Genomic DNA, 26894 nt, shown 5'->3' with positions numbered 1-26894 from the left:
CTTAGTGAGGTCCGGCGTGCTGGATGGCGAGGCGGATGGGGGCGTTCGCGGCGCCGTATCCCTGGTAGCCGCCCGTGCGCTGGACGATCTCGAAGAAGACGCGGCCCACGGTGACGGTGTACAGGTGCAGGAACTCGCCGTGCTCGTCGCGGTCGTACAGCACGCCCAGCTCTCTGAGCTCGGGATCGACGTCGTCGTGGCGGGCCTGCAGGTCGTCGTAGTAGTTGGCGGGGATGGGCAGCAGCAGGTCCGGGTGCTCGGCGCGCAGGCGGCGGGCGATGGCCACGACGTCGGCGCAGGCGAGCGCGACGTGCTGCCAGGGGAGGTCTTTCGCGCCGACCTGGGCGAGGTTGATGACCATCCGTACGCGCCCGTCGGGGTCGGACATGGCCTTGCTGCGCAGCAGCCCGTACGGGTCGGGCACCTCCAGGCTCTCCTGCGGGCTCAGCCCGAGCACGCTGCGGTAGAACAGCTCCGCCTCGTCGAACTGGTGCCACGGCTGGGTCAGCGCCACGTGGTCGATCCCGTTGATCTCGCCGGGAACCGGCCCCGAGGGGGCGAAGTCGTCGAGCCAGGCCGAGTCGCAGAAGAAGATCTGGGTGCCGTCGGGGGCGGCGACGGCGTCCAGGCGCGCTTCCCTGGGGGCGCGCTCGCGTGGCAGCACGGGCGACAGCAGCAACTCGGCGTGCTTGACCGCCCCGCCGGGGTCGGGGCTGTCGAGCCCGATGGCGACGAGCGCGGGGTCCCCACCGGTGGCGTTGAGCAGCAGCCGCGCACCGCCCTGCTCCCACAGCTCGACCGGTTTCGTGGGATGTGTCCCGGTACGCGCGAAGCCGAGCGCGGTCAGCACGCCGGGAAGTGCCCCGGTGTCGGCCAGTTCGGCGAAGGCGAAGCCGGTGGGCACGGCCGGGTGCGCGGCCCCGTACAGGGTGTCTTCCAGGGCGAGCAGCGAGCGCATGCCGTCGCGGGCCGTGCGCCCGGTGTCGGCCTGGCGGAAGTGGTCGTTGAACACCTCCAGCGACAGCGGCCCGGCGTAGCCGGCGTTCAGCGCGTGGCGCACCAGCCCGGCCACGTCGAAGTTGCCCTGGCCGGGGAAGCAGCGGTAGTGGCGGCTCCACTGCAGCACGTCCATGGCCAGCAGCGGCGCGTCGGCGAGCTGGAGAAAGAAGATCTTCTCGCCGGGGACGGCCTCGATGCCGATCGGGTCGGAGCCGCGCGAGAGGATGTGGAAGCTGTCCAGGCAGGTGCCCAGGTTCGGGTGGTCGGCCATGCGGACGAGGCGCCAGGCGTGCAGGTACTCGTTGACGTGCCGCCCCCAGGCCAGGGCCTCGTACGCGATGCGGATCCCGTGCTCGGCGGCCCGTTCGGCCAGCAGCCGCAACTGGGCGGCCGCGAGTTCGTCGTCGCCGATCGCCTGGGGCGAGACGTTGGAGCAGACCAGCAGCAGGTCGGCGCCGAGGCGCTCCATGACGCGGAACTTGTGCTCGGCCCGGCGCAGGTTGCGTGCCAGCAGGTCGGCCGGGACCGCCTCGAAGTCGCGGAACGGCTGGTAGAGGTCGATGCCGAGCCCGAGGCCGGCGGCGCGGGCCCGGATCTCCTCGGGTGGCAGCGGGCAGGTGAGCAGGTCGTTCTCGAAGATCTCCACGCCGTCGAACCCGGCGGCGGCGATGGCGTCGAGCTTCTCGGTCAGGGTGCCGCTCACCGACACGGTGGCGATGGACTTGCGCACGTCTCCTCCTCAGACGGTCACCAGGTCGGTCAGGTGGGCCAGCATGCGTTCGGCGTCGGGCTCGCGGCCGGTGAACAGGCGGAAGGCGTGCGCAGCCTGGAAGACGACCATGCCGCCGCCGTCCAGCGTCCGGCAGCCCAGCGCCCGCGCCTGCTTGAGCAGCTCGGTCTCCAGCGGCCGGTACACGATGTCCGCCACCCACAGACCGGGATGCAGCAGCGACGCGGGCAGCGGCAGCCCGGGATGGTGTGCCATGCCGGTGGGCGTGGCGTGCACCAGCCCGTCGGCCTCGGCCAGCAGCGACGGCAGGTCGTCGCGGGTGGCGGCGCGCGCCCGCCCGGCGCCGAAGCGGGCGGCCAGCTCGGCCGCCAGCCGCACCGCCCGGGCGTGGTCGGCGTCGACGACCGTGACCCGGTCGGCGCCCAGGGTGAGCAGCGCGTGCGCCACAGCCGCGCCGGCGCCGCCCGCGCCGAGCTGCGCCACCCGGCGGGTGGGGGCTTCGGGCAGGCCGCGGGCGAACGACTCGGCGAACCCCGTCCAGTCGGTGTTGTGCCCGATGGCGCGCTCGCCGTCGAAGACGACGGTGTTGACCGCGCCGAGCATGCGGGCGTCCGGCGACAGGTCGTCCAAATGCGGGATGACGGTCTGCTTGCACGGGTGGGTGATGTTGAGCCCGTCGTAGCCGAGGCGGCGCGCGGTGCGTACCAGCTCCCCCACGTCCAGCCCGAGCCGGTCGATGTCGAGCAGCCGGTAGACGTAGTGCAGCCCGTGGTGGACGGCCTCCCGCTCGTGCAGCGGCGGGCTGAGCGAGGGGCCGATGCCCGAGCCGACCAGCCCGGTCAGGAACGAGGCCATCATTTCTTCCTCTCCAGCAGATGGGACAGGTGCGCCGCGCCTCTAATGTACGTACTAGTGAGTTACCTGGCTAGACGGGCCTGTCCGGAGAGTCGACGCAGAACATCGGGCGAGACGCCTGCGGAACGCCGATCCGCCGTGCTTGACTGCGGTATCCACTCGACCGGAGCGGGGGTGTGCCCATGCGGTGGCGACGTGCCAGGAACAAGGAGCGCCCGCGGTTGGAGGTCCAAGAGTCGGGGCTTCCGCCGGACATCACCGAGCAGTTGAAGGACCCGATGGTCCTCGGCTCGGTGATCACCATGATGCGCCGCGAGGTCGACCGGCTTCCCCCCGGTGACGACTACCGCATCGAGATCCTGGCCGGCCTGTGCACCCTGCTGCTCCACCGTTTCGGGAACACCGGTGAGGCCGACGATCTGGACCAGGCGGTATGGGCGGCGGGAGAAGCGGCGCGGACCGTCCGGCCGGCCCATCCCGACCGGCCGGGGGTGCTGCTGAATCTCCATGTGACGCTGCTCACGCGGTTCGAGCGAACCGACGACCTGGACGACCTGGACCAGGGCGTCCGTGCCGGCCGCGAGGGTCTGGCCGCCCTTCCGCCGGACCACCCGCGCCGCACGGAACTCCTTGTCGGCCTCAGCCGCGCATTACGCGCTCTGGGCATCCGCACCGGCGACACGGCGCATCAGAGCGAGGCCATCGAGATCCTTCGACTGGTCGTCCAGGCCATGCCGGAGGGACACCCGGACCGCGCGGACATCCTGGCCGGCCTCTGCAACGACCTGGCGGTGCGTTTCGAGGTCTCCAGCGACGTCAACGACCTCCACCTGGCCGTGCGGACCGCCGAAGAGGCGGTGCGGGCCTCCAGGGACGACGTCCAACGGGCCTTCATGCAGAGCAACCTCGCCTTGTTCCTCAACCGCCGCTACGACTGGCTCGACGATCTGGAAGATCTCGAGCAGGCCGTCGGCCTGCTCCAGGAGGCGTCGGCGATCATTCCAACCGGGCATCCCGAGCGGTGCGTGCTGTCGTACAACCTGAGCTACGCGCTGACCCGGCGGTTCGAGCGGCTCGGCGTCGAAGCGGACATGAACGACGCCGTAGCCGCCGCTCGGGCGGCCGTGGCGACCGACTCCGAAGAATTCCCACGCATGGAAGCGCGCCGGAACCTGGGGAACGCGCTGCGCCACCGCTTCATATGGGCAGAAGAGCTGGACGACCTGAACGAGGCCATCCAGGAACTGCGCGCGGCCCTCGACGACATCGAGGACGACCATCCGGGCAAACCCCGGTACCTGTCCGACCTGGCCAACGCGCTGCGCAGCCGGTTCGACCACACCGCCGGCCGGCTCTCCAGGACGGGCGCGTCGGCCGACCTGGACGAGGCGATCGACGCCCTGCGGCAGGCGGTGCACACCACGCCGGACGCCAACGCCGCCAAGGTTGATTTCCTGCACAACCTCTCCATCGCACTGGTCGCCCGGTTTCGCCTGGCCAGGCGAGCGGAGGATCTGGATGAGGCGCTGGTGACCGCGCTGGAGTCGTTGCGGGTCATCGCCGACCGCCCGAAGCGGATGATCTACCAGCAGCACCTCGCCTCCACCCTGCTGACGCGGTTCGACCACCGCCGCGACCGGGCCGATCTCGAGCGCGCCATCGACCTTCTCCGGCAGGCGATCGCCGCCTGCCCTGCCGACCACGCCGAGCGTGTCGTGATGCTGGCCAATCTCGCCGGAGCGCTGATACGGGGGCTGCAGTTCGACGACGCTCCGGACCGCTGCGACGAAGCCGTCCGGATCCTCGAGGAGGCGGCGCGGCTGGCGCGGGAAGGCACGCCGCACTGGGCGCCGGCCCGGGGCCTCCTGGGGGAAGCGCTGGCCATCCGGTTCCGGCGCACCGACGTCCCCGCCGACGCCGAAGCGGCGATCAGCTTGTGGCGCGAGGTCGCCTGCGCGGGCGTGGCCCCCTTGTCGGACCGGATCGCGGCGGCCGGCAACTGGGGCACGTTCGCGGCCTCGCTGGAACGCTGGCCCGAGGCGCTGGCCGCCCACTCGACGGCCGTGGAACTGCTGCCGCTGGTGGCCTGGCGCGGGGCGGGCCGCACCGACCGGGAGCACTTCCTGGCCGAGTGGAACGGGCTGGGCAGCGCGGCGGCCGCCTGCGCGATCGCCGCCGGACAGCCCCAGCAGGCCCTCGATCTGCTGGAACAGGGCCGTGGGGTGCTGTGGTCGCAGCTGCTGCAGACGCACACCGACCTGTCGGCGCTGGCCACGAGCGTTCCGGACCTCGCCCGGCGGCTTCAAGAGGTCAGAGCAGCGCTGGACGCCCCTGCCGGCGCCGCCGGCAGGTTCGGGGACGGAGCGGGCGTCGCTGACCGGTTCGGGGATGGAGCCGGCGTCGCCGGCGTGGCCCCGGCGTGGTCGGACCGGGCGGTCGACCGGCAACTGGCCCTGGCCCAGGAGTGGGAGGACCTGGTGGCCCAGGCCCGGACGCTGCCCGGGTCCGAGGACTTCCTCCGGCACCGCGGCGCGGACCGGCTCCCCGCCGCCGGGTCGGACGGGCCGGTAGTGGTGATCAACGTGAGCCCGTGGCGCTGCGACGCGCTGGCCGTCACCGCCGAGGGCGTTCGTGTCGTTCCGCTGCCCTCGCTCACCGCCGAGGACACGGTCGAACGAGCCAACGGCTACTTGACGGCGTTGCGGCGCCATGAGCAGGCGCACCAGGACCGGGCCGCGCGGGCGGAGTTCGAGCGGACCATCACCGCCACGTTGGAGTGGCTGTGGGACGCCGTCGCCGAACCGGTCCTCACCGCGCTGGGGCACACCCACGCGCCGGCCGAAGGAGAAGACTGGCCGCGGGTGTGGTGGAGCCCGACCGGCCCGCTGGCGTTCCTGCCGCTGCACGCGGCCGGCTACCACGATCGCGGCGATGCGGGCGCGGTCTGCAGCGTGATGGACCGGGTCGTCTCGTCGTACGCCCCGACCCTCCGGGCGCTCACGCGGGCCCGCGCCGCCCGCCCGTCCCAGGCGCGACCGGCGGTCGACGGCCTGCTGATGGTGGCCATGCCCACGACGCCGGGCCAGGCGCCGCTGCCGCACGTCCTGCGGGAGCGCGACCTGCTGGCGCGGCTGTTCGGCGCGGAGGCGCTCACCGTCCTGCAGAGCAGGGAGGCGTCGCGCCGGGCGGTGCGCGACGCGCTCGGCTCCTGCCGATGGGCGCACGTCGCCTGCCATGGCACCCAGGATCTGACGGACCCCTTCCGGGGCGGGCTCCTCCTGGCGGACGGGTTTCTCACGATCGCGGAGCTGGGTCAGGAGCACACCGGCCACGGCGAGTTCGCCTTCGTGTCCGCCTGCTGGACGGCCGTGGGCGGCGTCGCGCTCGTCGACGAAGCGATATCCACGGTCGCCGCGCTGCACCACGCCGGCTGGCGGCACGTCATCGGCACGCTGTGGGCGGTGTGGGACGCCGCGGCGGCGGACATCACCAGGAACTTCTACAGCCGCCAGCACCAGCTCACCGACGGCGCCTTCAGCCCTGACACGGCCGCGCTGGCACTGCACCACGCCGTACGCGCACTGCGGGACAGGGATCGCGCCCGGCCCAGCCTGTGGGCGCCCTTCGTACACACCGGTCCATGAGCGGCGTCGTCCTCGGGGGCCTGTCCCGTCACGTGCCTGGGCGCCGGTCCCTCACGGCTTCCCGGCGGCGGGTGGCGGTGACTCCAGGAAGCGGGTGAGTGCCTCGCCGGCGTCCGCGGGCGAGGCGGCGGCGTCCAGGCCGAGCTGGTTGGCGAGGTCGCGGATGTGGAGACGGGCGGCGGCCTCCAGCAGCACGGCGTAGGCGTCGGCCGCGGCGCGGGCGCGGCGCCAGCCGGCGAGAGCGAGGACGCCGCCGATCGCCGCGGCCGGCCACCACCACCAGGTCAGCGTCAGGTACAGCGCGGCCCAGGCCGTGAGCGTGGTGGCGCGGGTGAGTGCCTGGCGGGCGGTGGTGATCTCCGCGCGGGTGGCGTCCGGCAGGATCAGCCACAGGTGGGGCCAGCAGACGGACGCATCGACGTGCAGATCCCGTTCCAGGCGGACGGCCACGGCGTTGAGCCGGTCGCCGCACCAGGTGGGCCGGTCGGGCGGCTCGAGCGCGACCCGCGTCATGGCCCGGCGAGCGGCGCGGCGCGCGGCCGGGTCGGCGCGCCGGCCTCGTGCCCGCGCTCGGGCGGCCTCCTCCCGCAGGCGGTGCCACCGCGTGGCGGCGGCGTTCCAACGGCGCAGGCGCCGGGCGACGAGGCGGGCGGCGCAAAGCCGTAAGGGAGCCGGCCAGTTGTGCCATCCGGCCGCCAAGGTGAGCCGCTCGACCAGGGCGCCCAGCCCCTGCGCGGCGAGCCCGGCCATCGCGGCGGCCGCCAGGATGGCGGCCAGCAGCACGACCTGGCGCCAGCCGCCGGCGGCCGGGCCGGCGGCCCAGGCGGTGACCTGGCCGGCCAAGCGGGGCAGGTCGGTGGCGTGGGCGTGGCCGAGGGTGCGGGCCGCGACGGCGACGGCCAGGAACAGCGCGCCGGGCAGCACGAGCAGGGAGAACCACCGCTCGGCCAGCTTCTTGCCGAACTCGGACAGGAAGTCGGCGACCACCTGCTACAGCCGATCCCGGCGCAGGGCGTCGCCACTGATCGTGCACCGGGGAACGGGCGTGCCGCCCGCCGGCCACCAGTATCGGACGCACCGCCCGTCCGGGCACAGGTACACCACCTCGCCCGGGTCGGTGACGGTGATGCCGGCCGCCTGGATGGCGCGCGTCCCGCCCTCGTCGTACCCGTTGAGGCCGAGTGCGTCTCCGTCGGCTCGGAGGGCGAGGTGCAGGGCGTCGAGTGGACCGGCGATGTCCTCGCCGGCCCGTGCGGTGGCCAGCACGCGCTCCAGCGGGGCGTCGTCCCCGCGTGAACCGCTCCGGAGGTCGGCGCGGATCTCCTCCACGTGCGCGCACACGATGGCCAGCCCTTCGGCGGCGCGCTCTGCGGCGTCGTCCGGTGCCACGGCCATGCTCTGCCCTCCCATGCCGTCTGAGATTCCAGCTGCCTGGCTCCGAAGAGAAGGAGAGTCTAGCGAGAGTGCGTCGAGGGCGGTGTGGTGGTGTCGCTTGCCGACCGGCTGGAGCAGTTCGGCACGGTGCGGCGTCAGCACCCTGGCGCGTCCCGGGCAAGAATTCGCCAGGTCACGGTGATCCGTAGGTTGCCCCGGAGTGGGGCGGGCCCCGGCGCGGTATGACGACCCCAGCGAGGGATCGGGGGGAGCCGGTGGCGAGGGCCTTGGTGGCGGTGCTCACGGCCGCCGCGGCGCTGGCGGGCGGTTGCAGCGGCGGACCCGGCGGGTCCGGCTCCGGCCAGGTCGGGCCGGGCCCGAGGACGGCCTCGCCGGCGAACCCGGACATCACGATGCAGCCACTCAAGACCGAGGGCAGCGGGGACTTCCCCAAGGCTGAGGCTCGGGTGGGCGTGGACTGCCAGACGATGCTCAGAAACCGCCAATTCGAGTCCGCAGCCGGCAAGATGGGGAAAGTGGCGTCCGACCGCGGCAGCACGGACGGCGAAAGAGCCATCGCGCGGGTCTGCGAGGCGGCGGCCACCGCGAACTTGGGAAGGCACCGCAAGGCGCTCGGTCTCACGGACGAGGCGAAGGGCGAGATCGACGCTCTTCCCCCCGAGCTGCGCGCGCCAACACTGGATCTCCTGTACCACACGGAGTTCGTCAGCGCCATGGCCGTAGGCGACACCAGCAGGGCGCGAGAGGCCCTTGACCACCTCACGGAGCTCGGGCACGTTCCGAGCGACTACATCAGGGACGCGTGCGCGGTGGCGCCCGACCCCGGTGCTCTCCCGGAGTGCGCGACGGCCACCACGACCGGGTCCCCGCCGGGCGAGCAGGAGACACCCACGCCTCAGCCCGAGGAGTCCGGCACCAAGCCGACGGAGGACAGCACCTCCACCGGGTCACCTGACGAAGGGACCTCCGAGCCGCCGGACCCGGAAAACGGCGGTCCCACCTCGAGAGAGTCGTGAGATCCGCGGGCGACGGTGGCGAGGCCGGTCAGGACCTCGCTCGCGTGTGGGGCATCCTCGCCCAGATCGTGGCGCCGACCACGCTCGTCGCGGCGATCATGATGTATTTCGGCGCGGTGTACCGGAACACCCTGTACGGGCGCCTCGGCGTGCACCAGAGCATGCTGGGCCTGTCCGTCCAGGACTACGTGCAGAGCAGCCCCTCCTTGGCCATCGAACCGCTGGTGTGGGTCCTGCTTGCGGTCCTGGTCGCGCCCTGGGTGCACGCGGGGCTGGTCCGCTTCTTCGCCGGTCATCGCACCGCCACGACCCGGACGCTTGTGGTGATGGCCGTGCTCGGAGCCGCCTGTGCCGGGGCAGGCATCATGTGGATCGCCGGCTGGAGGGAACTGCCGCCCATCTTCATGCCCATCTGCCTGGGACTCGGCGTCTTCGTGCTGGTGTACGCCTTCTCTCTGTACGTCAGGTTCAACCCGCGGCAAACCATCTCCCCCGCGGGCCAGATCCTCCAGCGCACGGTCTGCGTGACACTTCTCCTGGTCCTGCTGTTGTGGGCGGTCGCCGACTTCGCGCAGCGCCGGGGACAAGAGGTGGCCGACCAGTACAGGGCGGACCCGGGGATGCTGCCGAGCACGGTGGTCTATGCGCCGCGGCGTCTTTACCTGGAGGGCCCGGGGATCACCGAGACCACCCTGCCGGACCCGAACGCGACGTTCCGTTACCGGTACTTCGGCCTGCGCCTGCTGCTTCATTCGAACCGGCGCTACTTCCTGCTGCCCGACTGCTGGGCGACGAACCCGGAGGCCCGGGCGATCGCCCTCCCCGCCGACGATTCGCTCAGGCTCGAGTTCGCCATCGTCCATCCAGAGCCGGACTGCCCGTAGAGGGCGTCAAGCCATGCGTCGCAGGCTCCGCAGCACCCACGGCGGGCAGACGGGGTGCGCTTCGGCCTCCTCGAGGGTGAGCCAGGCCAGCTCGGCCACCTCGTCAGGCGCGGCCGCCACCGGGCAGGCCTGCGGCGGCAGCTCGCCGCGGAAGCGCCTGCGGTCCAAGGGGGGAGCTCCTTCAAGCGGTGATCACTAACTGCGCTTGAATCATGGCAGACCGCTGAGACTTCCTAGACCGCCGGCGGGCCCTGCTCGACGCGGCGCAGCACGGGTGTGAGCCGTTCGTTGTCGGGGCTGTCGATGGGCTGCCGCTCGTCCCACCAGGTGGCCCCGGCCTCCTGCAGCGGCCCGAGCAGGTCGCGGGCCTTGGCGCCGCCGGCGGGGCTGGCGCCGCCGACGACGATCTCGAAGGGGCTGTCGTCCTGGCGATGCTCACGGACGTACGACACCAGCTCGCGGACCTGGTCGGCGGGCGGGCCGTAGCCGTGCGAGCCCGGGCCGAACAGCGGGACGGCGCCGTCCCAGCGGGCGGCCCGGCGCATCGGCTTGCGGTTCGGCCAGAACCCGGCGATCCAGACCGGCGGGCGGGGGCGCTGCACGGTCGGGGGCAGCAGGGCGACGTCCTCGGCCCGGTAGTGCCGTCCGTGGTGGGTGACCGGCTCGCCGGTCCAGTAGCGGGCCAGCAGGTCCAGCCCCTCGTCGAGGCGCTCCGAGAGCTCCACCGGGTCGGTGGGCTCGCCGAAGCTGCCGTACTCGTCCTCGATCGGCCCGCCCAGCCCCGCACCGAAGATCACCCGCCCGCCGCTGAGCACGTCGAGCGTGGCGACCTGGCGGGCGAGCTGCTGTGGCCGCCGCCGGGCGACCGGGGTGACCAGGGTGCCGAGCTTGATCCGGGTGGTCGCCATGGCCGCCGCCGTGAGCAGCATCCAGGGGTCGCCGAACGCGCGCCGCCGGCTCTTGACGTGGACGACGTGATCCCAGACGAACAGGGCGTCCCAGCCCGCCTGCTCCGCCGCCACGGCCAGCGAGGCGACGGTCCTGGGGTCGGCGAAGTCCCCGAAGTTCGGGATGTTGATCGAGAAGCGCATCCCGCCATGGTGCTCGGCCGCGGCCAGCCACGGCAATCGCTTTAGAGGGTGTCGGCGATATCGTTGGCGGCGACGTAGCCGAAGGTCATGGCGGGCCCGAGAGTGGAGCCGGAGCCGGCGTAGCTGTGGCCCATGACGGCTCCGCTGGCGTTGCCGGCGGCGTACAGGCCGGGGATGACCGAGCCGTCCGCCCGCAGCACCCGCGCGCGGGCGTCCGTGCGCATCCCGCCCTTGGTGCCGAGGTCCCCAGGGACGATCTTGAACGCGTAGAACGGCGGCAACCACAGCGGCGCCAGGCACGGGTTCGGCTTGACCAGCGGGTCGGCGTAGTAGCGGTCGTAGGCGCTGTCGCCGCGGTGGAAGTCGAGGTCCTTGCCGGTCGCCGCGAACCCGTTGAACCGGTTGATCGTGCCGCGCAGCGCGGCCTGCGGGACGCCGATCTTCTGGGCCAGCTGCTCGATCGTCCACGCCTGGTACGCGGCGCCGCTGCCGAACCAGGCGTCCGGCAGCGGCAGCAGCGGCGCGACGTCCCGGAACAGGTACTTGTCGCGGTAGTTCTGGTCGACGATCAGCCAGGCGGGGATGTGCGGCGCAGCCGGGGTGTTGCGGTCGTACATGACGTGGACGACGTCGCTGTAGGGCGCGGCCTCGTTGACGAAGCGCACGCCGTTGCCGTTGACCAGGACGCAGCCGGGCAGGGTGCGTTCGGCCAGGCAGAAGTACGGCTGGTCGGGCAGCGGGATCACCGGCCCCCACCAGGCGTCGTCCATCAGGTCGAGCGCGGCCCCGGCGCGCTCGCCGGCCTCGATGCCGTCACCCGTGTTCTCCTTGGCGCCGATGGTCCAGCTCGTGCCGATGGGCTGGCGCTGAAACTCCGCGCGCATGGCCGCGCTGTGCTCGAACCCGCCGGAGCCGACGATCACCCCGCGCCGGGCCCTGACCGCGCCGCCGGGCGTGCGGACGCCCGTGACCCGGCCGGACTCGATGATCAGGTCAAGGAGCGGGGTGTTCAGCAGCACCGGGACGCCGGCCGCGAGCAGCCCGGCGCGCAGGCCGCCGGCCAGGGCCTGTCCCATGGTGAGCGGCTGCTCGCCGCGCAGCGCGGCCTCGGTGCCCCGCGCCAGGCACGCGGCGCTCACCGCGAGGCCCTTGGGGTTGACGGCGGCGAGCGTCAACCACTTGTAGTCGGCGCTGTAGACCACCAGGCCGGCCGGGGTGGGCATGTAGGAGCCGTTGAGGTGGGCCAGTTCGGCGCCGAGGAGGTTGCCGTCGAGCTGGGCGGGCTCGATGGAGCGCCCGTTCGGCATCCCGCCGGGGAACTCCGGATAGTAGTCGGAGTAGCCCTCCATGAAGCGGAAGCGCAGCGGGCTGTTGCGCATCACGAACGAGATCATCGCCGGTCCCGCGGCCAGGAACGCCCGCTGCCGCTCGACGGGCACCGTGTCGCCGACGACGCGGGCGAGGTAGGCGGCGGCCTTGGCCGGGGTGTCCGGCACCCCGGCGGCGAGGACGACCTCGTTGCACGGGATCCAGATGCCCGCGCCCGACCGGGCGGCCGAGCCGCCGAACGTCGGGGCCTTCTCGAGCACGACCGTACGCAGCCCGCGCTTGGCGGCCGTCAGCGCCGCGGTCATCCCGGCGGCCCCGGCGCCCACGACCACGACGTCGTACTCGGCGTCGGCGCGGGCGGGCGCGCTGCCCAGCGCCGCGCCCGCCACCAGCGCGCCACCAGCGACGGCGGCCCCTTTGAGCAGGGTACGGCGGCTCTGACCCGCGGGAGTCAGCGTGGCGGCGGATCTACTCGACTCGACCATGCCGCCAAGCATGCGCTTGGTTGTTTTGCCTGTCAATGCGTGGAGTATTGACGCGACCGCCGATGCCTGGCGCCATGACCGGTACGGCCCGCACCAAGCAAGCATTTGCCCGGAGGAGCTGCCATGCGTCTTCGACCAGACCCTGACCGGCCTGGGGGCCAACGCCTGAGGCCACTGATGGCTCAGCCGCGTCCGGCCACGCTGAGGGATGATCCGCCGGGGCCGGTGCGGCGAATACGAGGTGGATCAATCCATCGACACGGAAGGAGGCGTGTCATGACACTTTGGCGTCGATTCGTTCTGGCGCTGACCGTCGCGTTGTTCACGGTGGTGGCGGTGGCGACCGCCGCGTCGGCCGGCATCCAGGGCAGCGGGTTCTGAGCAGCGCGCGTGCCGGCCAGGGGGTCGCCCCTGGCCGGCATGCGCCTCCGCCGGCCGCTCGGTGTGGTCGCCCGCACGGCCACCCTGGATGATCAGCTCGCTCATCCATGCGTCCACCAGTTCAAGCACACTGTGATGGACATCACAGTGTGTTGGATCACATTCTCAGGTCATCATATGACACGACGACAAGGCGACCCGGAAGAAAAGGACGGGTATGAAGGATCAGGACAGTTCAGTCGGGCGGCGCGTGGGCGTGGTGGGACTCGGGGCCATGGGTCTCGGCATGGCCGGCAGCCTGCGGAACGCGGGTTTCGACGTGGGGGTCCACGACCTGCGGCCCGAGGTGGCCGAGGCCTTCGCCCACGACGGCGGGACGGCATTCGCCCGCGCCCGCGACCTGGCGGCCAGGGTGGACGTCCTGGTCAGTGTGGTGGTCAACGCGGCGCAGGTCGAGTCGGTGCTGTTCGGCGCGGACGGGGCGGCCGACCATCTCGGCCCAGGCGGTGTGTTCGTGATGTGCTCCACAGTCGACCCTGGCTGGTCCGCCGAGATCGAGGGGCGCCTGGCAGAGAGGGGTGTGCTCTACCTGGACGCCCCCATCTCCGGCGGCGCCGCGCGTGCGGCGGCCGGCGAGCTCACCATGATGACATCGGGCTCCGCCGCGGCGTACTCGGTCGCCGATCCAGTGCTCGAGGCGATGAGCAGCACGGTCTACCGGCTGGGAGACCGCGCCGGACTCGGCTCAACGGTGAAGATGGTGAACCAACTGCTCGCCGGCGTGCACATCGCCGCGGCAGCCGAGGCGATGGCAGTGGGCATCAAGGCCGGGGTTCCGGCTGAGGCGCTCTATGACGTCATCACCCACAGCGCCGGCAACTCGTGGATGTTCGAAAACCGGATGGCGCACGTGCTCGCCGGTGACTACACGCCCCTGTCCGCGGTCGACATCTTCGTCAAGGACCTGGGGCTCGTCCTCGACTTCGGCCGGCTGGAGAGGTTCCCGCTGCCCCTTGCCGCCACCGCTCACCAGATGTTCCTCCAGGCATCGGCGTCCGGGCTGGGCACCGAGGACGACAGCGCGGTCATCAAGATCTTCCCGGGAATCGACCTCCCCACGGCGGCGGGGATCTGACGTGGGAATCCGGCTCGGGTGCATCGCCGACGACTCCACAGGTGCAACAGACCTGGGAAACAACCTGGTGCGTGCGGGCATGCGCGTGGTCCAGCTGATCGACGTTCCACCGCTTGGCGCCGCCGGACAGGTGGACGCCGACGCCGTGGTCATCGCTCTCAAATCGCGGACCGTCCCGGCCGCCGACGCTGTTGAGGCTTCGCTCCGGGCGCTGGCCTGGTTGCGGTCCGCGGGCGCCGAGCAGATCTACTTCAAGTACTGCTCCACCTTCGACTCGACGCCCGCCGGCAACATCGGGCCGGTCACCGAGGCTCTGATGGAGGCGGTGGGCGCCGACTTCACGATCGCGACCCCGGCGTTCCCTGACAACGGACGCACGGTCTTCAAGGGACATCTCTTCGTCGGCGACGTGCTGCTCAGCGAGAGCGGCATGCGTCACCACCCGCTCACGCCGATGACCGACCCCAATCTGGTCTCCGTCCTCGGCGCGCAGACCAGGCGACCGGTCGGCCTGATCGACCACGTGGTCGTCGCCGGCGGCGTCGAGGCGATCCGGGCCCGCATTCACGAGCTACGCGAGGAGGGTTCCGGAATCGCCATCGTCGACGCCGTCTCCAACGACGACCTGCTGACCCTGGGCGCGGCGGTCAAGGGGCTGCCCCTGGTGACCGCCGGCTCGGGCCTGGCGATCGGCCTGCCCGCGAACTGGGGGCTCACGCCGTCCCGGGCCGCCGAGCAGTTGCCACCGACCGGCGGCTACCGGGCCATCGTATCCGGATCGGTCTCGGACGCCACGAACCACCAGGTCCAGGAGTTCCTGCGCAGCGGCCGGCCGGCGTTCAACGTGGACCCGGTACGCATCGCGGCCGGCGAGGACGTTGCTGCCCAGGCACTGACCTTCGCCGAGTCGCACCTGGTGGAAGGGCCGGTCCTGGTCTATTCCACCGAGGCGCCCGACACGGTCCGGGCGGTCCAGGGGCGGCTCGGCGCCGCGGAGGCCGGTGAGCTCGTGGAGCGGACACTGGCCCGTGTCGCACGAGGGCTCGTGGACCACGGTGTCCGCCGGCTCATCGTCGCAGGCGGGGAGACTTCGGGAGCCGTCGTTCAGGCGCTCGGCATTACCGAGCTCCGGATCGGACCGCAGATCGAAACCGGCGTGCCGTGGTGCGCGGCTGCCCTTCCTGACGGGGACACGCTCCACATCACCCTCAAGTCCGGCAACTTCGGCAGCCCTGACTTCTTCACCGCCGCATTCGAGGAGGCCTCATGATCGACGAGGCGCGCGACGAGACCGTCCGGGTGGGGACGAGCCTGTTCGCCCGAGGCTATGTCCATGCCAGCGCCGGCAACATCAGCAGCAAGGTCGGCGACAGCTATCTGATCACTCCCACGGACGCCGCCCTGGGCTTCCTGGAACCCCACCGCCTCGCGCTGGTCGACGCCGGTGGCGCGCAGATCGCGGGCGACCGCGCCAGCAAGACACTGACGCTGCATCGCCGTATCTATGCCGCTGATCCCACGGCCCGGTTCATCATCCACACGCACTCCACGCACCTGGTCGCGCTCACCCTGGCCGGCGTGTGGAGCCAGGACGACGTGCTCCCGCCGATCACCCCCTACTACGTGATGAAGGTCGGGCACGTCCCGCTCATCCCCTACCACCGGCCGGGTGACCCCCGCGTGGCCGACCTGGTGACCGCCCGGATCGCCGAGAGCCGCACGCCGATCAGGGCTGTCCTGCTCGATCGGCTCGGCCCTGTCGTCTGGGGTCCGGACGCGGCCACCGCACTCGCCGTACTCGAAGAACTCGAGGAGACGGCACGCCTCTGGCTCCTGACCGATCGTCGACCCGAGCCACTCCCCGCGCACGCCCTGGGCGAACTGACGTCCACATTCGGCGCCGCGTGGTGACCCAACCCCCCTGAGTCGCAAGAAGGTATTTGCCATGTCCGTTTCCAGCACGGCGACAGACGTCGCCCGTGAGAACACCGTCTTCCGCAAGGTCGTACGGCGCATCATCCCCTTCCTCGTCCTCTGCTACATCGTCTCCTATCTGGATCGGGTCAACGTCGGCTTCGCGAAGCTGCAGATGTCCGACGACCTCGGGTTCAGCGAGGGGGTGTATGGCCTCGGCGCCGGCCTGTTCTTCGTCGGCTACTTCTTCTTCGAGGTCCCCTCCAACCTGATGCTGCAACGCATCGGCGCCCGCACCTGGATCGCCCGGATCATGATCAGCTGGGGACTGGTCTCAGCGTCATTCATGTTCGTCACCAACGAGACGATCTTCTACGTGCTGAGGTTCCTCCTCGGCGCCGCGGAGGCGGGGTTCTATCCAGGTGTGATCCTCTACTGCACCTACTGGTTCCCTGCGCACCGTCGCGCCAGGGTGATCGCGATGTTCATGTCGGCGATCCCGGTGGCCGGCATCTTCGGCAACCCGCTCTCCGGCTGGATCATGGACACGTTCCAGGGCGTCAACGGCTGGCAGGGCTGGCAGTGGATGTTCCTGCTCGAGGCGATCCCCGCGCTGCTCATCGGCGTGATCACGCTGTTCTACCTCGACAACAGTGTGCGCAGCGCGAAATGGCTCACCGAGGAGGAGAAGACGGTCGTCGAGCGGGCGGTCGCTGCGGACACCGCACACCAGGAGGTCCACGGCCGGGCCTGGGACGGTTTCCGCGAGCCCAAGGTATGGCTGATGTGCGGCATTTACTTCTGCTTCGTGATGGGCCAGTACGCGCTGACCTTCTGGATGCCCACGTTCATCAAGTCCACCGGCATCGAGGGCAACCTCACGATCGGAGTGCTCAGCGCCGTGCCGTTCGTTGCCGCACTCGTCGCGATGAACCTGTTCGGCCGTTCGGCGGACAAGCGCCGCGAGCGCCGCTGGCACCTGGTCGTCCCAGCCCTCATGGGCACCGTCGGGTTCACGCTGGCCGCCAGCTGGACCGGGTCAACAGCGCTGTCTCTCGCCGCGCTGTCCATCGCCGCGGCCGGGGTGCTGACCTGCGCGCCGCTGTTCTGGTCGCTCCCCACCGCGTTTCTCAGCGGCACCGCCGCCGCGGCCGGTCTCGCCGTGATCAACTCGGTGGGCAATCTCGCCGGCTTCGCCAGTCCCTACATGATCGGAGCGATCAAGGACGCCACCGGTTCGACGTCCATCCCGATGTACGTCCTGGCGCTCTGCCTCATCGTCGGCGCCGCAGCGGTGCTCACCACCAAGAAACAGGTCGTCAACCACTGACACAGGAGTCAGCATGCCGAGGTTCGCCGCGAACCTGACCATGATGTACACGGAACACGACTTCCTCGACCGCTTCGCAGCGGCGTCAGCCGACGGCTTCGAGGCCGTGGAGTACCTCTTTCCCTATGAGTACAGCGCCGCCGTACTGCGTGGCCTGCTCGACGACCACGGTCTCCGGCAGGTGCTGTTCAACGCGCCTGCAGGGACGTGGGAGTCCGGAGAGCGAGGGCTCGCGGCGCTGCCCGGACGCGAGCAAGAGGCGCGTTCCGGGATCGACCAGGCTCTGGAGTACGCCGCGGCGCTGGGTTGCCCGCGAGTGCACGTGATGGCCGGACTGGTGCCACAGACGGAGCAGGCCAGGTGTCGCGGCACCTACCTGGCCAACCTCGCCTGGGCCGCCGAACGGGCCGCCACAATGGGTGTCGAGATCATGATCGAGCCGATCAACAGCCGCGACATGCCCGGATATTTCCTGACACGTCAGGCTGATGGCCACGCCGTGGTGCAGGAGGTGGGAGCTGCCAATCTCAAGGTGCAACTCGACCTCTACCACTGCCAGATCGTCGAGGGCGACCTCACCGCGACCCTGCGCCGCGACATACCCACCGGCCGGGTCGGTCATCTGCAGGTCGCGGGCGTGCCAGATCGGCACGAGCCCGATCTGGGCGAGCTCAACGCCCGCTACCTGTTCGACATCATCGACGAGTTGGGCTTCGAGGGGTGGATCGGCTGCGAGTACCGCCCCCTCTCCGGCACGAGCGAGGGTCTGGGCTGGCTGAACGACTTGCGAGGACACAGCGCATGAGAATCGTCATCACGGGTGGCTTCGGATTTCTCGGGCAGCAGGTTGCCCGCGCACTGCTCGAGACGCGGACTTTCCGCGGTGCTCCGATCAGCCGATTGGTGCTTGCCGACCGGGTCGTGCGGCCTGAGTCTCCGGTGGCCGCCGACCCACTTGTGAGCATCGTGGAGGGCGACCTGATCGACCGCCTCGACGAGGTGTTCGCCGAATCGGTGGACACGCTGATCCACCTCGCCTCCGCAGTCTCGGCCGAGTGCGAGTCCGACTTCGATCTCGGCATGAGAGCCAACGTCGACACCACCCGCGCGCTGCTCGAAGCTGCCCGGGCACAGTCGGCTGCCGGCGGGCCGACGCCGCGGATGGCGTTCTCCAGCAGCGTCGCGGTCTACGGTTCCGACCCGGCACTGCCGCTGCCGCCGGCGGTCAGCGAATCGACCCTGCCGACACCGCGGTCGAGCTACGGGACACAGAAGCTGGTCTGCGAGCAGATGATCGCCGACTACACCCGCCGAGGCTTCATCGACGGACGCGTCGCCCGGCTGATGACCGTGTCGGTGCGGCCGGGCAAGCCGAACGCGGCGGCCTCCGGCTTCCTGTCCGGCATCATCCGCGAGCCGCTCGCCGGACTCCCTGCGACCTGCCCCGTCCGTCCCGACCTGCGCGTGGCCCTGGCCTCGCCGCGGCGCACGGTCGAGGGAATCCTCCGCGTCGCGGAGGCAGAACGCGGCGCCGGACCCGGCCGGCTCGACGGCGCGTTGCCGGTCAATCTTCCTGCACTCACGGTCTCGGTCGCCACGATGCTGGCCACCCTGCGGCGGGTGGCCGGCGACGCCGTCGCCGACCTCGTGACGATCGCGCCCGATCATGACGTCGAGGCCATCGTGGGCTCATGGCCCGCCGTCTTCGACAACGCGCGCGCCGCCGCGCTCGGGCTGGAGCCCGATCCGAACTTCGAATCGGTGGTGCGGGAGTACGCGGACAACTACGCAGGCGTGCCCCCGGACCCACACCGATAGGCTGGAGGCCATGTTTCCCAGGGTGAACAGTCCCGTTCGGCTCGCGGATCAGGTCGCCGCGATGCTCTCGGAAGAGATCGAGTCCGGGCGGCTGGCCGAGGGCGACAAGCTGCCCACCGAGGTGGAGCTGGTCAAGCAGCTGGGCGTCAGCCGCACGGTGGTGCGCGAGGCCGTGTCGAGGCTGCGCAGCGCGGGCCTGGTCGAGCCACGTCAAGGCCGCGGCGTGTTCGTCATGCCGCGACGCACACGCCCGCTCGACCTCGAGGCCGAGGTCGGCGACACCATGTCCAAGGTGCTGCAGATCGTGGAGGTCCGCAGCGCCATAGAGGGCGAGGCGGCCTATCGCGCGGCCATCCGCGCCACGCCCGCAGACCTGGCCCGGATCCGTCAGGCCCTGGCCGCGATCGACGCGGCGGTCGCGGCCGGCGGCGACGGAGTGACAGAGGATCTCGCCTTCCACCGATCGATCGCCGAATCGACCGGGAACCCCGTGATGGCTGCGACGGTGCGCTACCTCGGCGAGGTGCTACGCGGCGGCATCCGCGTCACGCGCGCGAACGAGGCGCGACGACGGGACTTCGCCGAGGCAGTGCGGCAGGAGCACCATGCCATCCTGGCCGCCATCGAGGCCCGCGATGCCGACGCGGCGCGCGCCGCCGCACACCTCCACATGACGCATGCCGCAGTCCGGCTCCACGACGCGGGCAAGGAGTTCTGGACCGAGACAGAGGATCTCGACGTGGACCTGAGCGATACCTGATCAGTGTTGGCTACAGCGCTCCTCGCCGGTCGGCCGGGAGAGTTGATCACTTCTGGGATGTCGTTGCCCACTGACGGTGTCGGTGAGATCCCCCGCAGGAGGAGTGTCCTTCGCTCTCGGCGCCTTTCGCTGGAGAACGGGAGGAAGGGCACTCCGTCCTGTGCTCGCCGGGCCGGGTCACCGATGGCGGTCCGGCGAGCGTCGGTGTCCCTCACCTTGTGCGTAGTGCCGGTCGCAGCGGCTCGTGCGGCAGCGTCGTGCGGTCGGTGGCGGTGTCGAGGTCCTGAACGTCCGGCCCGGTCGAGCCCCCGTACGTGGCGATCTTGTACTCGGTCGCCGCGAGGGAAAGGGTCAGCTCACGGATCCGGCGGCGGATGGTGTCGCGATGTTCGAGCAGCATGTCGAGCCGCTCGGGCACCGTCTGCTCCCCTGCGTCGACGAGCGAGATGTAGTGCTGCAGGTCGCGCATCGGCATCCCGGACAGCCGCATCCGGGTGAGGAACACCAGGCGCCGCACCGCTTCGGCGTCGTAGACGCGATGACCGTTGCTGTCGCGGGCCACCTCGACCAGCCCGGCCCGCTCGTAGTAGCGCAGCGTGTGGGGCGAGATGTCGAGGAGGTCGGCGACCTCATTGATCATCATCGACTCGGGCACGTCGGCCAGGTCGGTGAGGCGGTGGATCGCCTCAACCGACAGCGGACCGTCGTCCCCGAGCGTTTCGAGCGCCCTGGTCATCAGATCGTCGGTGGCCATGACAGCCAGCTTAGATCGGCCGGACCGACGCCGGGACGCCCTCGAAGTCGGCGCTGCGGGCGGTCTCGGCCCACCGCTCGACCTCGTCCAGGCCCCGCCGGTACGCACCCGAGATACGCTCGACCGCCTCGCGCCCGAGCGGCAGCCGCAGCGGCACCTCGTCACCGTGCGCGAGGGACACGATGATCTCGGCCGCCCGCACCGGGTCGCCTTCCTGGCGGCCGTCGGCTCCGGCCATGTCCGCGCGGACGCGGGCGAGCAGGTCGCGGTAGGTCTCGGACGCCGCGGCGAACTCGAGCACGTCGGCCGCGTTGAAGTCGGTCCTGAACCGGCTGGGCTCGACGATCATCACGCGGATCCCGAACGGCGCGACCTCCCCGGCCAGGGCCTCGGACCAGCCTTCGAGGGCGAACTTCGACGCGGAGTACGTCGACACGCCGGGGAACGACATCCGCCCGCCCTGGCTGCTCATCTGCACGATCGTCCCGGTGCCCCGCGCGCGCATCGCGGGCAGCGCCGCGCGCACGAGCGCGGCCGGGCCGAACAGGTGCAGATCCATCAGCTCACGCAACTGGGCGTCACCGACCTCCTCGACCGCTCCGACCACGGCCCGGCCCGCGTTGTTGACGAGCACGTCGAGCTGACCGAAGCGGTCGAGCGTGTCCCGTACGAGGTCCGCGGCCGCGGCGATGTCCCGGGCGTCGAACTTCGCGATCAGGCAGTTGTCCGGGTACTCGGCCGCCAGGTCGGCCAGGCTCTCGGGCCGGCGCACCGCCGCCACCACGTTGTCGCCTGCCGCGAGCGCCGACTCCGCCAGTGCGCGCCCGAAGCCGCGGGACGCGCCGGTGATGATCCAGGTCTGTGTCGTCATGGCGGAGACGCTATGGCTTCGAGCGCGCTCGAACGCAAACCCGCGCAACCACGAACACGGAAGATCACTTTCAGCGCTCGAGCAGCTCCCGTAGGGCCTTGGCGATGTCGGCCGGGGCTTCCTCAGCCATGAAGTGGCCGAAGCCGACGGTGACATGCCGGAGGTCGGGGGCCCAGTCCCGCCACAGCGCCGCCGCGTCGAAACCGAGGGCGGCGCCCCAGTCCTGCTGGAGCACCGTCACCGGCATCCGCAGGCGATTCGCGGCGTCCCGGTCTGCCTGATCGTGCTCGATGTCGATGCCGGCCGAGGCGCGGTAGTCGGCGACGATCGAGGGGATCGCGTGGCGGCAGGCCTGCAGGTACGCGGCGCGGACGCCGGCGGGGATCGCCTGCGGATCGCCGGTCCAGGCGTCGAGGAAGTGGCCGAAGAAGGCGTCCGGGTCCGCCCCGATCAGCCGCTCGGGCAGGCCGGGCGGCTGGGCCATGAGGTAGAGGTGGAATCCGACGGCCGCGGCGGCGCCGTGCATCGCCCCCCACATGTCCAGGGTGGGCAGCACGTCCAGGCAGGCCAGGTGGGTGACCGCCGCGGGATGGTCGAGCGCGGCGCGGAAGGCGACCAGGGCGCCGCGGTCGTGCCCGGCCAGGGCGAAGCGCTCGTGGCCCAGCGCGTGGGCCAGGGCGAGGATGTCGGCGGCCATGGTGCGCTTGGCGTAGGTGCCGGGACCGGTCTCGGCCGGTTTGTCGCTGGCGCCGTACCCGCGTAGGTCGGGGCAGATGACGGTGTGGTCCGCCGCCAGCTCGGAGGCGACGTGCCGCCACATGAGGTGGGTCTGCGGGAAGCCGTGCAGCAGCACGATCGGGCTGCCCTCGCCCGCGACGGCCGCGCTGAGCGACACGCCGTCGCCGACGGGGACGCGATGGTAGGTGAAGCCCTCGATGACCATGATGGCGCTCTTTCCGTTGGGGTCCGTTGGGGGTCGGCGTCCAGCGTGCCGGGCGCGAATGAGCATCCGATGAGCGCGCTACCGTGGCCTGGGGGTGACCGAGACGTGCGGGTGGGGTTCGGGGTGCTGGGGCCGGTGGCGGCCTGGGACGGCGCCGGGCGTTCGATCGGCTTGAAGGGGCCGCGGCATCGTGCGGTGCTGGCCCGGCTGGTCGTCGCCCGGCGGCGGATGGTCCCGGTCGCCCTCCTGGTGGCGGACCTGTGGGAGGAGGATCCCCCTGCCGGCGCGGTCGGCTCGGTGCGCACGTTCGTGGCGGCGCTGCGCCGGGCGCTGGAGCCGGAGCGCCCGCCGCGCGTCCCGTCCCGGCTGCTGGTCACCGAGGGGCCGGGGTACGCGTTGCGCGCCGAGACTCAGGCGGTGGACGCCTGGCGCTTCGAACAGGCGGTGGCCGCCGCGGGACCGCCCGAGGGGGATCTCGAGCGATTGACGGAGGCGCTGGGGTGGTGGCGGGGGCCCGCCTACGCCGACTTCGCCGACGAACCCTGGGCCCGTGTGGAGCGCTCCCGGCTGACGGAGCTGCGGCTGCACGCCCTCGAACGCCAGGCCGAGGCCCGGCTGGCCCTGGGCCTCGCCGCGGCGGCGGTGCCGGATCTGGACGCGCACGTGGCCGATCATCCGTGGCGGGAGGAGGGCTGGCGGCTGCTGGCCCTGGCGCTGTACCGTACCGGCCGCCAGGGCGACGCGCTCGCCGTGCTGCGCCGGGCACGTACGCTGCTGGCCGAGCACCTGGGCGTGGACCCGGGACCGGCGCTGCGCCGCCTGGAGAGCGACATCCTCCATCACGCCGACCACCTCACCCAGGCCGCGACCGGGACGGCTCCGACCGGACCGGGTGGGACTGAGACAAGTGCGGCCGGATCGGGTGCGACCGGGACGGGTGCGGCGGAGACTGTGTGGGCGCGGGCGGCCGCCGCCTACGATCGCAGTGCGCCGCCGGGCGCGCGGGCCCGGCTGGAGTCGACGGTGGCACTGATGCGCGGGCTGGCGGTGACCGGGGGCGGCGGCCTTCAGGCGGCTCGCGAGCACCGGGTGGCGGCCATCGCGGCGGCGGAGGAACTGGGCGACGCGGAGCTGACGGCCCGCGTCATCGGCGCCTACGACGTTCCGGCGATCTGGACCCGCCTCGACGACCCGGACCAGGCGGCGCACGTGATCGCGGCAGCCGAGCGCGCCCTGACCGCACTCCTACCGGGCGTGCACAGTACCGCCGCCGCACTCGTACCGGGCGTGCACAGCACCGCCGCCGCCCTCCCATCGGGGGCGCATGATGCGGCGCGGGCTCGGCTGCTGGCCACAATCGGCCTGGAGTCCCGGGGCACCCGCTCGCCGCGCGGCCCGCAGGCCGCCCGGGAGGCGGAACGGCTGGCGCGCCGCCTGGACGATCCGAGGCTGCTGGCGTTCGCGCTCAACGCCGTGTTCATGCAGACGTTCCACCGGGCGGGGCTGGCCTCGCGGCGGGATGCGATCGGCGCCGAGCTGGTCGCCCTGTCGGCGCGGCACGGCTTGGCCACCTACGAGGTCCTCGGGCATCTCATCCGCCTGCAAGCCCGCTGCGCACTTGCGGACTTCTCCGGAGCCGACGCCCACGCCTGCGCCGCCGACCGCCTGGCCGAGCGGCACGAGCTGCCGTTGGTGGGCGTCTTCACCGAGTGGTACCGAGCGCTGCGGCTCGACGCGACCGGGCGGGCCCCGGTGGAGGAGGTCGAGTCGGCTTATCGGGCCGCCGCCGCGCGGCTCGACGGTGCCGGCATGCCGGGGCTGGAGCACGGGCTGTTGCCCCTCGCGCTGCTGTGTCTGCGCCTGCACACCCGACCCGCTCCGCCTCCTGAAGCCGGATCGGCTTTCGAGGACGCCGACTTCGGACCCTGCGAGTTGTGGGCACGTCCCGTGGTGCTGCTCGCCCAGGGCCGCCGCGATGAGGCCGTAGCTAAGCTGCGCCACATCCCCGACCCGCCTCGTGACCTGCTGCTGGAGGCCATGTGGTGCCTGGTCGCGCGGGCCGCCGTCGCGGTCGGCGACCGGGCGGCGATGGAGCGGGCCCATGCCGCGCTCGTGCCCGCGGCGGCGGAGCTGGCCGGGGCGGGCAGCGGCCTGCTCACCCTGGGACCGGTCGCCCGCTACCTCGACGACCTCGCCGCCGCCCTGCGGCGCTGATATCCGGCCCGTCGGTTGATCCACGTCGCCGGGGGTGAGGGCAAGCGCGCATCCGCTGCCGCCCGACGCACCGCCGAGACGCGCCCTCGCCACCGCCCGACGCAGCACCGAGACACGACCTCGCCACCGCCCAAGGCGCCCTGGGCCGGTGGCCAGGCGGCGTTCCCCGGCGCCTGGTGATCGTCAGCGGGGCACGGGGACGCGGCCGGAACGTCCTGTGATGGCGGCGATCAGGGCCGCCGCGGCGCACAGGATCGCGGTCCAGGCCAGGACGGCGTCGGTCGAGGTGCGATCGGCGACCAGGCCGGCGAGCCAGGGGCCGGCGGTCTGGCCGACGGCGAACACCGTGGTGAAGGCCGCCAGCGTGGCCGTCCAGTCGGCGGGCGGCGTGCCGGCCTTGATCAGGGCGGTGACGGCCGCGGGAACGCTCATGAACGTGGCGCCGTACACGATCGCCGAGGCGACGATCAGCGGCGGAGCGGGGGCCACCAGCGCCAGGCCCGCCCCGCCCGCCAGCACGCCGAGCAGCACGGCCAGCGCCCGCGTGCCGGGCCAGCGGCCGATGGGCCGGCTCCACAGCGCGGGCGCCACCACGACCGCCGCGCCCAGCGCCGCCCAGGTGAGCGCCACCTGCCAGGCGGGGGCGTTCTGCTCGTCCAGGTACGCCGACAGGAACGTGATGTAGGTGATGTACCCGGCGGCGAACAGCAGGTACGCGAGCGCGACCCCCCACAGCGGCCCCACCCGCGCCCGCCCGACGGCGGCCGCCCGCGCCGGCTCGTCCACTCGCGCGGCGCCCCAGCCGGCCAGCGTCGCCAGCCCCGCCGCGAGGCTGAGCCCGACCCAGGCCGGCCGCCAGTGATCGCCCGCCGCCGGGACCGACACGCCGCTGAGCACGATGCCCAGCCCGGTCCCCGCGAAGAACACGGTGATGGGCAGGCCGGAGCCGGTGCGGGCGGCCACGCGCGAGGCGATCACCCCGCCGGTGATGAACACCACCGCCCCCGCCACCCCGGCCGCGAACCGCGCCAGCAGCAACGCCGCGTACGCCTCCCCCACGGCGGTGGCACCCAGCGACACGGCGGTCAGGACCATCCCCCAGCGGAAGGCGGCCGCGGTCCCCCAGCGGCGGGCGGCGGGCGCGCTCAACAGGGCGCCGAGGAGGTAGCCGAGCCCGTTGGCGGCGCTCATCGCCCCGGCCTGTGCCAGCGTCCAGTGCAGGTCGTCGCGCATGGCGGGCAGCAGCAGCCCGTACGCGAACCGCGCCAGCCCGAGCGCCGAGGCGGTGCCGAGCGCCAGCCGCGCCGCCTGCCACGCGCCGTCCTGCGCCATGCCGCCTCCCAAGATAGAACCGCTCGGTACGATCCGCCATAGGCTAACACCTCATCGAACCGGCCGGTACCATCTCCTGATCAGGACATGGGCTGTCGCCGTTCGTGGGCGCGGAAGGCGGCGCAACAGGCCAGCAGGGCCAGCGCGAACGCCGGCAGCCAGGCCAGCCGGGCGAGGACCCAGGCCGGGGTGTCGGGGACGGTGTGCAGGCCGGGCAGCGGCCGGTCGGCGAGCAGGCCGAGCGCGGTGACCGCGATCATGGCGGTCTGATGCCAGAGGTAGATCGTCATGGCGGACGGGTTGGCCACGGCCACGGCCGCCCAGGCGGCGGGGCGGGCAAGCGCCCGGCGCAGCGGCCCGAGCAGCAGCAGCGCCGCCCCGCACTGGGCGAGGCCGAAGGCGACGGCCGCGAGGGTGGGCGGCGACTGGTTGGAGATGCGGGCGCCGGGCACGCCCACCATGGACGCCGGGTAGCCGGCCCACAGGACGAGGGCGGCGGCGGCCGCGGCGCCGCCGATCAGCAGCGTCCACCCGGTCACCCGGCTGCGCAGGCGGCCACGGCCCCAGGCCGTGCCCAGGCAGTACGGCACCAGCCAGCCGGCGGCGAGGTTGACCCAGCCGGCCCAGCCGGGCCCGCCCATCCCGAACCTGACGAGGTCGATGACGGCGACCGTGGCGAGCGGCCACACCGGGTGGAGGCTGGCGACCAGCGGGGTCGCCGCCGTCAGCGCCGAGAAGATCAGCAGGAACCACAGCGGCGACCACACCAGCTTGGCCAGCGCGTTCACCGTCTGCGGGTCGGCCCCGAGGGCCAGCATCGCGCTCGCCGCCACGGCCCACACCGCCAGCACGGCGGCGGCCGGCCGGAACAGGCGGGACATGCGGGCGCCGAGCCATTGCACGTAGGTGAGCCCGCGGGCGTGGGCACGGGTGTGGCTTGTGGCGGCCATCTGCCCGCCCACGAGGACGAAGACGGCCATGGTCTGGACGATCCACGAGGCGGGGGCGAGGTCG

Annotated in this window: 23 protein-coding genes; 11 read left to right on the top strand and 12 right to left on the bottom strand. The window is 72.1% G+C overall.

Features of this window, described 5'->3' with window-relative positions:
- Position 1: 1 nt before the first annotated feature.
- Both ABN273_RS29915 and ABN273_RS29910 read right to left on the bottom strand, forming a co-directional pair.
- Positions 2–1729 carry a bifunctional sugar phosphate isomerase/epimerase/4-hydroxyphenylpyruvate dioxygenase family protein gene (locus tag ABN273_RS29915; protein WP_349452389.1) on the bottom strand — a complete coding sequence of 576 codons (1728 nt, stop codon included), beginning with the start codon at positions 1727–1729 and terminating at the stop codon, positions 2–4.
- Positions 1730–1738: 9 nt separating this feature from the next.
- Positions 1739–2587, bottom strand: coding sequence for a shikimate dehydrogenase (locus ABN273_RS29910; protein WP_349452388.1), 849 nt, complete (start codon positions 2585–2587; stop codon positions 1739–1741).
- Positions 2588–2766: 179 nt separating this feature from the next.
- Here ABN273_RS29910 and ABN273_RS29905 point away from each other — a divergent pair, with 179 nt between their 5' ends.
- Positions 2767–6228 (top strand): CHAT domain-containing protein, encoded by a 3462-nt coding sequence (locus ABN273_RS29905; protein WP_349452387.1) that lies wholly within the window; start codon positions 2767–2769, stop codon positions 6226–6228.
- 51 nt (positions 6229–6279) lie between these two features.
- Here the strand turns inward: ABN273_RS29905 and ABN273_RS29900 are convergent, their stop codons facing one another.
- Positions 6280–7215, bottom strand: coding sequence for a hypothetical protein (locus tag ABN273_RS29900; RefSeq protein ID WP_349452386.1), 936 nt, complete (start codon positions 7213–7215; stop codon positions 6280–6282).
- Positions 7216–7218: 3 nt separating this feature from the next.
- Entirely contained in the window at positions 7219–7623 is a 405-nt protein-coding gene (locus tag ABN273_RS29895; RefSeq protein WP_349452385.1) for a hypothetical protein, read from the bottom strand.
- A 254-nt stretch (positions 7624–7877) separates the two neighbouring features.
- On the opposite strand from ABN273_RS29895, the gene ABN273_RS29890 reads away from it, so the two are divergent.
- Both ABN273_RS29890 and ABN273_RS29885 read left to right on the top strand, forming a co-directional pair.
- The gene (locus tag ABN273_RS29890; RefSeq protein ID WP_349452384.1) at positions 7878–8639 is read left to right on the top strand and encodes a hypothetical protein; all 762 of its coding nucleotides are present in this window, start codon (positions 7878–7880) and stop codon (positions 8637–8639) included.
- Entirely contained in the window at positions 8636–9523 is an 888-nt protein-coding gene (locus ABN273_RS29885) for a hypothetical protein (protein WP_349452383.1), read from the top strand. The genes ABN273_RS29890 and ABN273_RS29885 overlap by 4 nt, the downstream gene beginning before the upstream one ends.
- A 6-nt stretch (positions 9524–9529) precedes the next feature.
- Here ABN273_RS29885 and ABN273_RS29880 read toward each other — a convergent pair whose 3' ends face one another.
- The 3 genes from ABN273_RS29880 to kstD form a co-directional block, all read right to left on the bottom strand.
- Entirely contained in the window at positions 9530–9691 is a 162-nt protein-coding gene (locus ABN273_RS29880; RefSeq protein ID WP_349452382.1) for a hypothetical protein, read from the bottom strand.
- 65 nt (positions 9692–9756) lie between these two features.
- Positions 9757–10614, bottom strand: coding sequence for an LLM class flavin-dependent oxidoreductase (locus tag ABN273_RS29875; protein ID WP_349452381.1), 858 nt, complete (start codon positions 10612–10614; stop codon positions 9757–9759).
- Between the two features lie 41 nt (positions 10615–10655).
- Complete coding sequence (gene kstD / locus ABN273_RS29870) at positions 10656–12428, bottom strand: 3-oxosteroid 1-dehydrogenase (protein ID WP_349452380.1); 1773 nt, start codon at positions 12426–12428, stop codon at positions 10656–10658.
- Between the two features lie 598 nt (positions 12429–13026).
- On the opposite strand from kstD, the gene ltnD reads away from it, so the two are divergent.
- Genes ltnD through ABN273_RS29835 form a run of 7 tightly spaced genes read left to right on the top strand, consistent with a single transcriptional unit; the run spans position 13027 to position 19766 of the window.
- Positions 13027–13944 carry an L-threonate dehydrogenase gene (gene ltnD, locus ABN273_RS29865; protein ID WP_349452379.1) on the top strand — a complete coding sequence of 306 codons (918 nt, stop codon included), beginning with the start codon at positions 13027–13029 and terminating at the stop codon, positions 13942–13944.
- Between the two features lies 1 nt (position 13945).
- On the top strand, positions 13946–15214 hold the full coding sequence (gene otnK / locus ABN273_RS29860; protein ID WP_349452378.1) for a 3-oxo-tetronate kinase: 1269 nt from the start codon (positions 13946–13948) through the stop codon (positions 15212–15214).
- The gene (locus ABN273_RS29855) at positions 15211–15855 is read left to right on the top strand and encodes a class II aldolase/adducin family protein (protein WP_349452377.1); all 645 of its coding nucleotides are present in this window, start codon (positions 15211–15213) and stop codon (positions 15853–15855) included. The genes otnK and ABN273_RS29855 overlap by 4 nt, the downstream gene beginning before the upstream one ends.
- Before the next feature lie 34 nt (positions 15856–15889).
- Positions 15890–17188, top strand: coding sequence for an MFS transporter (locus ABN273_RS29850; protein ID WP_349452376.1), 1299 nt, complete (start codon positions 15890–15892; stop codon positions 17186–17188).
- Positions 17189–17201: 13 nt separating this feature from the next.
- Positions 17202–17993 (top strand): 2-oxo-tetronate isomerase, encoded by a 792-nt coding sequence (otnI, locus tag ABN273_RS29845; protein ID WP_349452375.1) that lies wholly within the window; start codon positions 17202–17204, stop codon positions 17991–17993.
- Positions 17990–19006 (top strand): D-erythronate dehydrogenase, encoded by a 1017-nt coding sequence (denD, locus tag ABN273_RS29840; RefSeq protein WP_349452374.1) that lies wholly within the window; start codon positions 17990–17992, stop codon positions 19004–19006. Before otnI ends, denD begins: the two co-directional genes overlap by 4 nt.
- A gap of 22 nt (positions 19007–19028) precedes the next feature.
- On the top strand, positions 19029–19766 hold the full coding sequence (locus ABN273_RS29835) for a FadR/GntR family transcriptional regulator (RefSeq protein WP_349452373.1): 738 nt from the start codon (positions 19029–19031) through the stop codon (positions 19764–19766).
- A gap of 211 nt (positions 19767–19977) precedes the next feature.
- Here the strand turns inward: ABN273_RS29835 and ABN273_RS29830 are convergent, their stop codons facing one another.
- The 3 genes from ABN273_RS29830 to ABN273_RS29820 all read right to left on the bottom strand — a co-directional run bounded on the left by ABN273_RS29830 (position 19978) and on the right by ABN273_RS29820 (position 22334).
- The gene (locus ABN273_RS29830) at positions 19978–20520 is read right to left on the bottom strand and encodes a MerR family transcriptional regulator (RefSeq protein ID WP_349452372.1); all 543 of its coding nucleotides are present in this window, start codon (positions 20518–20520) and stop codon (positions 19978–19980) included.
- Between the two features lie 10 nt (positions 20521–20530).
- Positions 20531–21391 carry an SDR family NAD(P)-dependent oxidoreductase gene (locus tag ABN273_RS29825; RefSeq protein WP_349452371.1) on the bottom strand — a complete coding sequence of 287 codons (861 nt, stop codon included), beginning with the start codon at positions 21389–21391 and terminating at the stop codon, positions 20531–20533.
- 70 nt (positions 21392–21461) lie between these two features.
- On the bottom strand, positions 21462–22334 hold the full coding sequence (locus ABN273_RS29820) for an alpha/beta fold hydrolase (protein WP_349452370.1): 873 nt from the start codon (positions 22332–22334) through the stop codon (positions 21462–21464).
- 69 nt (positions 22335–22403) lie between these two features.
- Between ABN273_RS29820 and ABN273_RS29815 the strand changes: the two genes are divergently transcribed.
- Entirely contained in the window at positions 22404–24548 is a 2145-nt protein-coding gene (locus tag ABN273_RS29815) for a BTAD domain-containing putative transcriptional regulator (RefSeq protein ID WP_349452369.1), read from the top strand.
- Between the two features lie 183 nt (positions 24549–24731).
- Here the strand turns inward: ABN273_RS29815 and ABN273_RS29810 are convergent, their stop codons facing one another.
- Together ABN273_RS29810 and ABN273_RS29805 are read right to left on the bottom strand one after the other, a co-directional pair.
- Positions 24732–25880 (bottom strand): YbfB/YjiJ family MFS transporter, encoded by a 1149-nt coding sequence (locus tag ABN273_RS29810; protein WP_349452368.1) that lies wholly within the window; start codon positions 25878–25880, stop codon positions 24732–24734.
- 80 nt (positions 25881–25960) lie between these two features.
- Positions 25961–26894, bottom strand: a 934-nt coding sequence (locus ABN273_RS29805) for an acyltransferase family protein (RefSeq protein WP_349452367.1), incomplete at its 5' end; no start/stop codon positions are given.

It is taken from the genome of Nonomuraea sp. B19D2 (genome assembly GCF_040137845.1).
Taxonomy (GTDB): Bacteria; Actinomycetota; Actinomycetes; order Streptosporangiales; family Streptosporangiaceae; genus Nonomuraea.
This window is presented reverse-complemented; position numbering and strand designations above follow the sequence as displayed.

Bases quoted from the DNA above. Each gene is read 5' to 3' on its own strand.
- ABN273_RS29850 (WP_349452376.1), top strand. From the start codon at position 15,890: ATGTCCGTTTCCAGCACGGCGACAGACGTCGCCCGTGAGAACACCGTC.
- ABN273_RS29815 (WP_349452369.1), top strand. From the start codon at position 22,404: ATGAGCGCGCTACCGTGGCCTGGGGGTGACCGAGACGTGCGGGTGGGG.
- ABN273_RS29830 (WP_349452372.1), bottom strand. From the start codon at position 20,520: ATGGCCACCGACGATCTGATGACCAGGGCGCTCGAAACGCTCGGGGAC.
- ABN273_RS29810 (WP_349452368.1), bottom strand. From the start codon at position 25,880: ATGGCGCAGGACGGCGCGTGGCAGGCGGCGCGGCTGGCGCTCGGCACC.
- ABN273_RS29855 (WP_349452377.1), top strand. From the start codon at position 15,211: ATGATCGACGAGGCGCGCGACGAGACCGTCCGGGTGGGGACGAGCCTG.
- kstD (WP_349452380.1), bottom strand. From the start codon at position 12,428: ATGGTCGAGTCGAGTAGATCCGCCGCCACGCTGACTCCCGCGGGTCAG.
- ABN273_RS29875 (WP_349452381.1), bottom strand. From the start codon at position 10,614: ATGCGCTTCTCGATCAACATCCCGAACTTCGGGGACTTCGCCGACCCC.
- ABN273_RS29905 (WP_349452387.1), top strand. From the start codon at position 2,767: ATGCGGTGGCGACGTGCCAGGAACAAGGAGCGCCCGCGGTTGGAGGTC.
- otnI (WP_349452375.1), top strand. From the start codon at position 17,202: ATGCCGAGGTTCGCCGCGAACCTGACCATGATGTACACGGAACACGAC.
- ABN273_RS29910 (WP_349452388.1), bottom strand. From the start codon at position 2,587: ATGATGGCCTCGTTCCTGACCGGGCTGGTCGGCTCGGGCATCGGCCCC.
- ABN273_RS29825 (WP_349452371.1), bottom strand. From the start codon at position 21,391: ATGACGACACAGACCTGGATCATCACCGGCGCGTCCCGCGGCTTCGGG.
- ltnD (WP_349452379.1), top strand. From the start codon at position 13,027: ATGAAGGATCAGGACAGTTCAGTCGGGCGGCGCGTGGGCGTGGTGGGA.
- ABN273_RS29895 (WP_349452385.1), bottom strand. From the start codon at position 7,623: ATGGCCGTGGCACCGGACGACGCCGCAGAGCGCGCCGCCGAAGGGCTG.
- denD (WP_349452374.1), top strand. From the start codon at position 17,990: ATGAGAATCGTCATCACGGGTGGCTTCGGATTTCTCGGGCAGCAGGTT.
- ABN273_RS29820 (WP_349452370.1), bottom strand. From the start codon at position 22,334: ATGGTCATCGAGGGCTTCACCTACCATCGCGTCCCCGTCGGCGACGGC.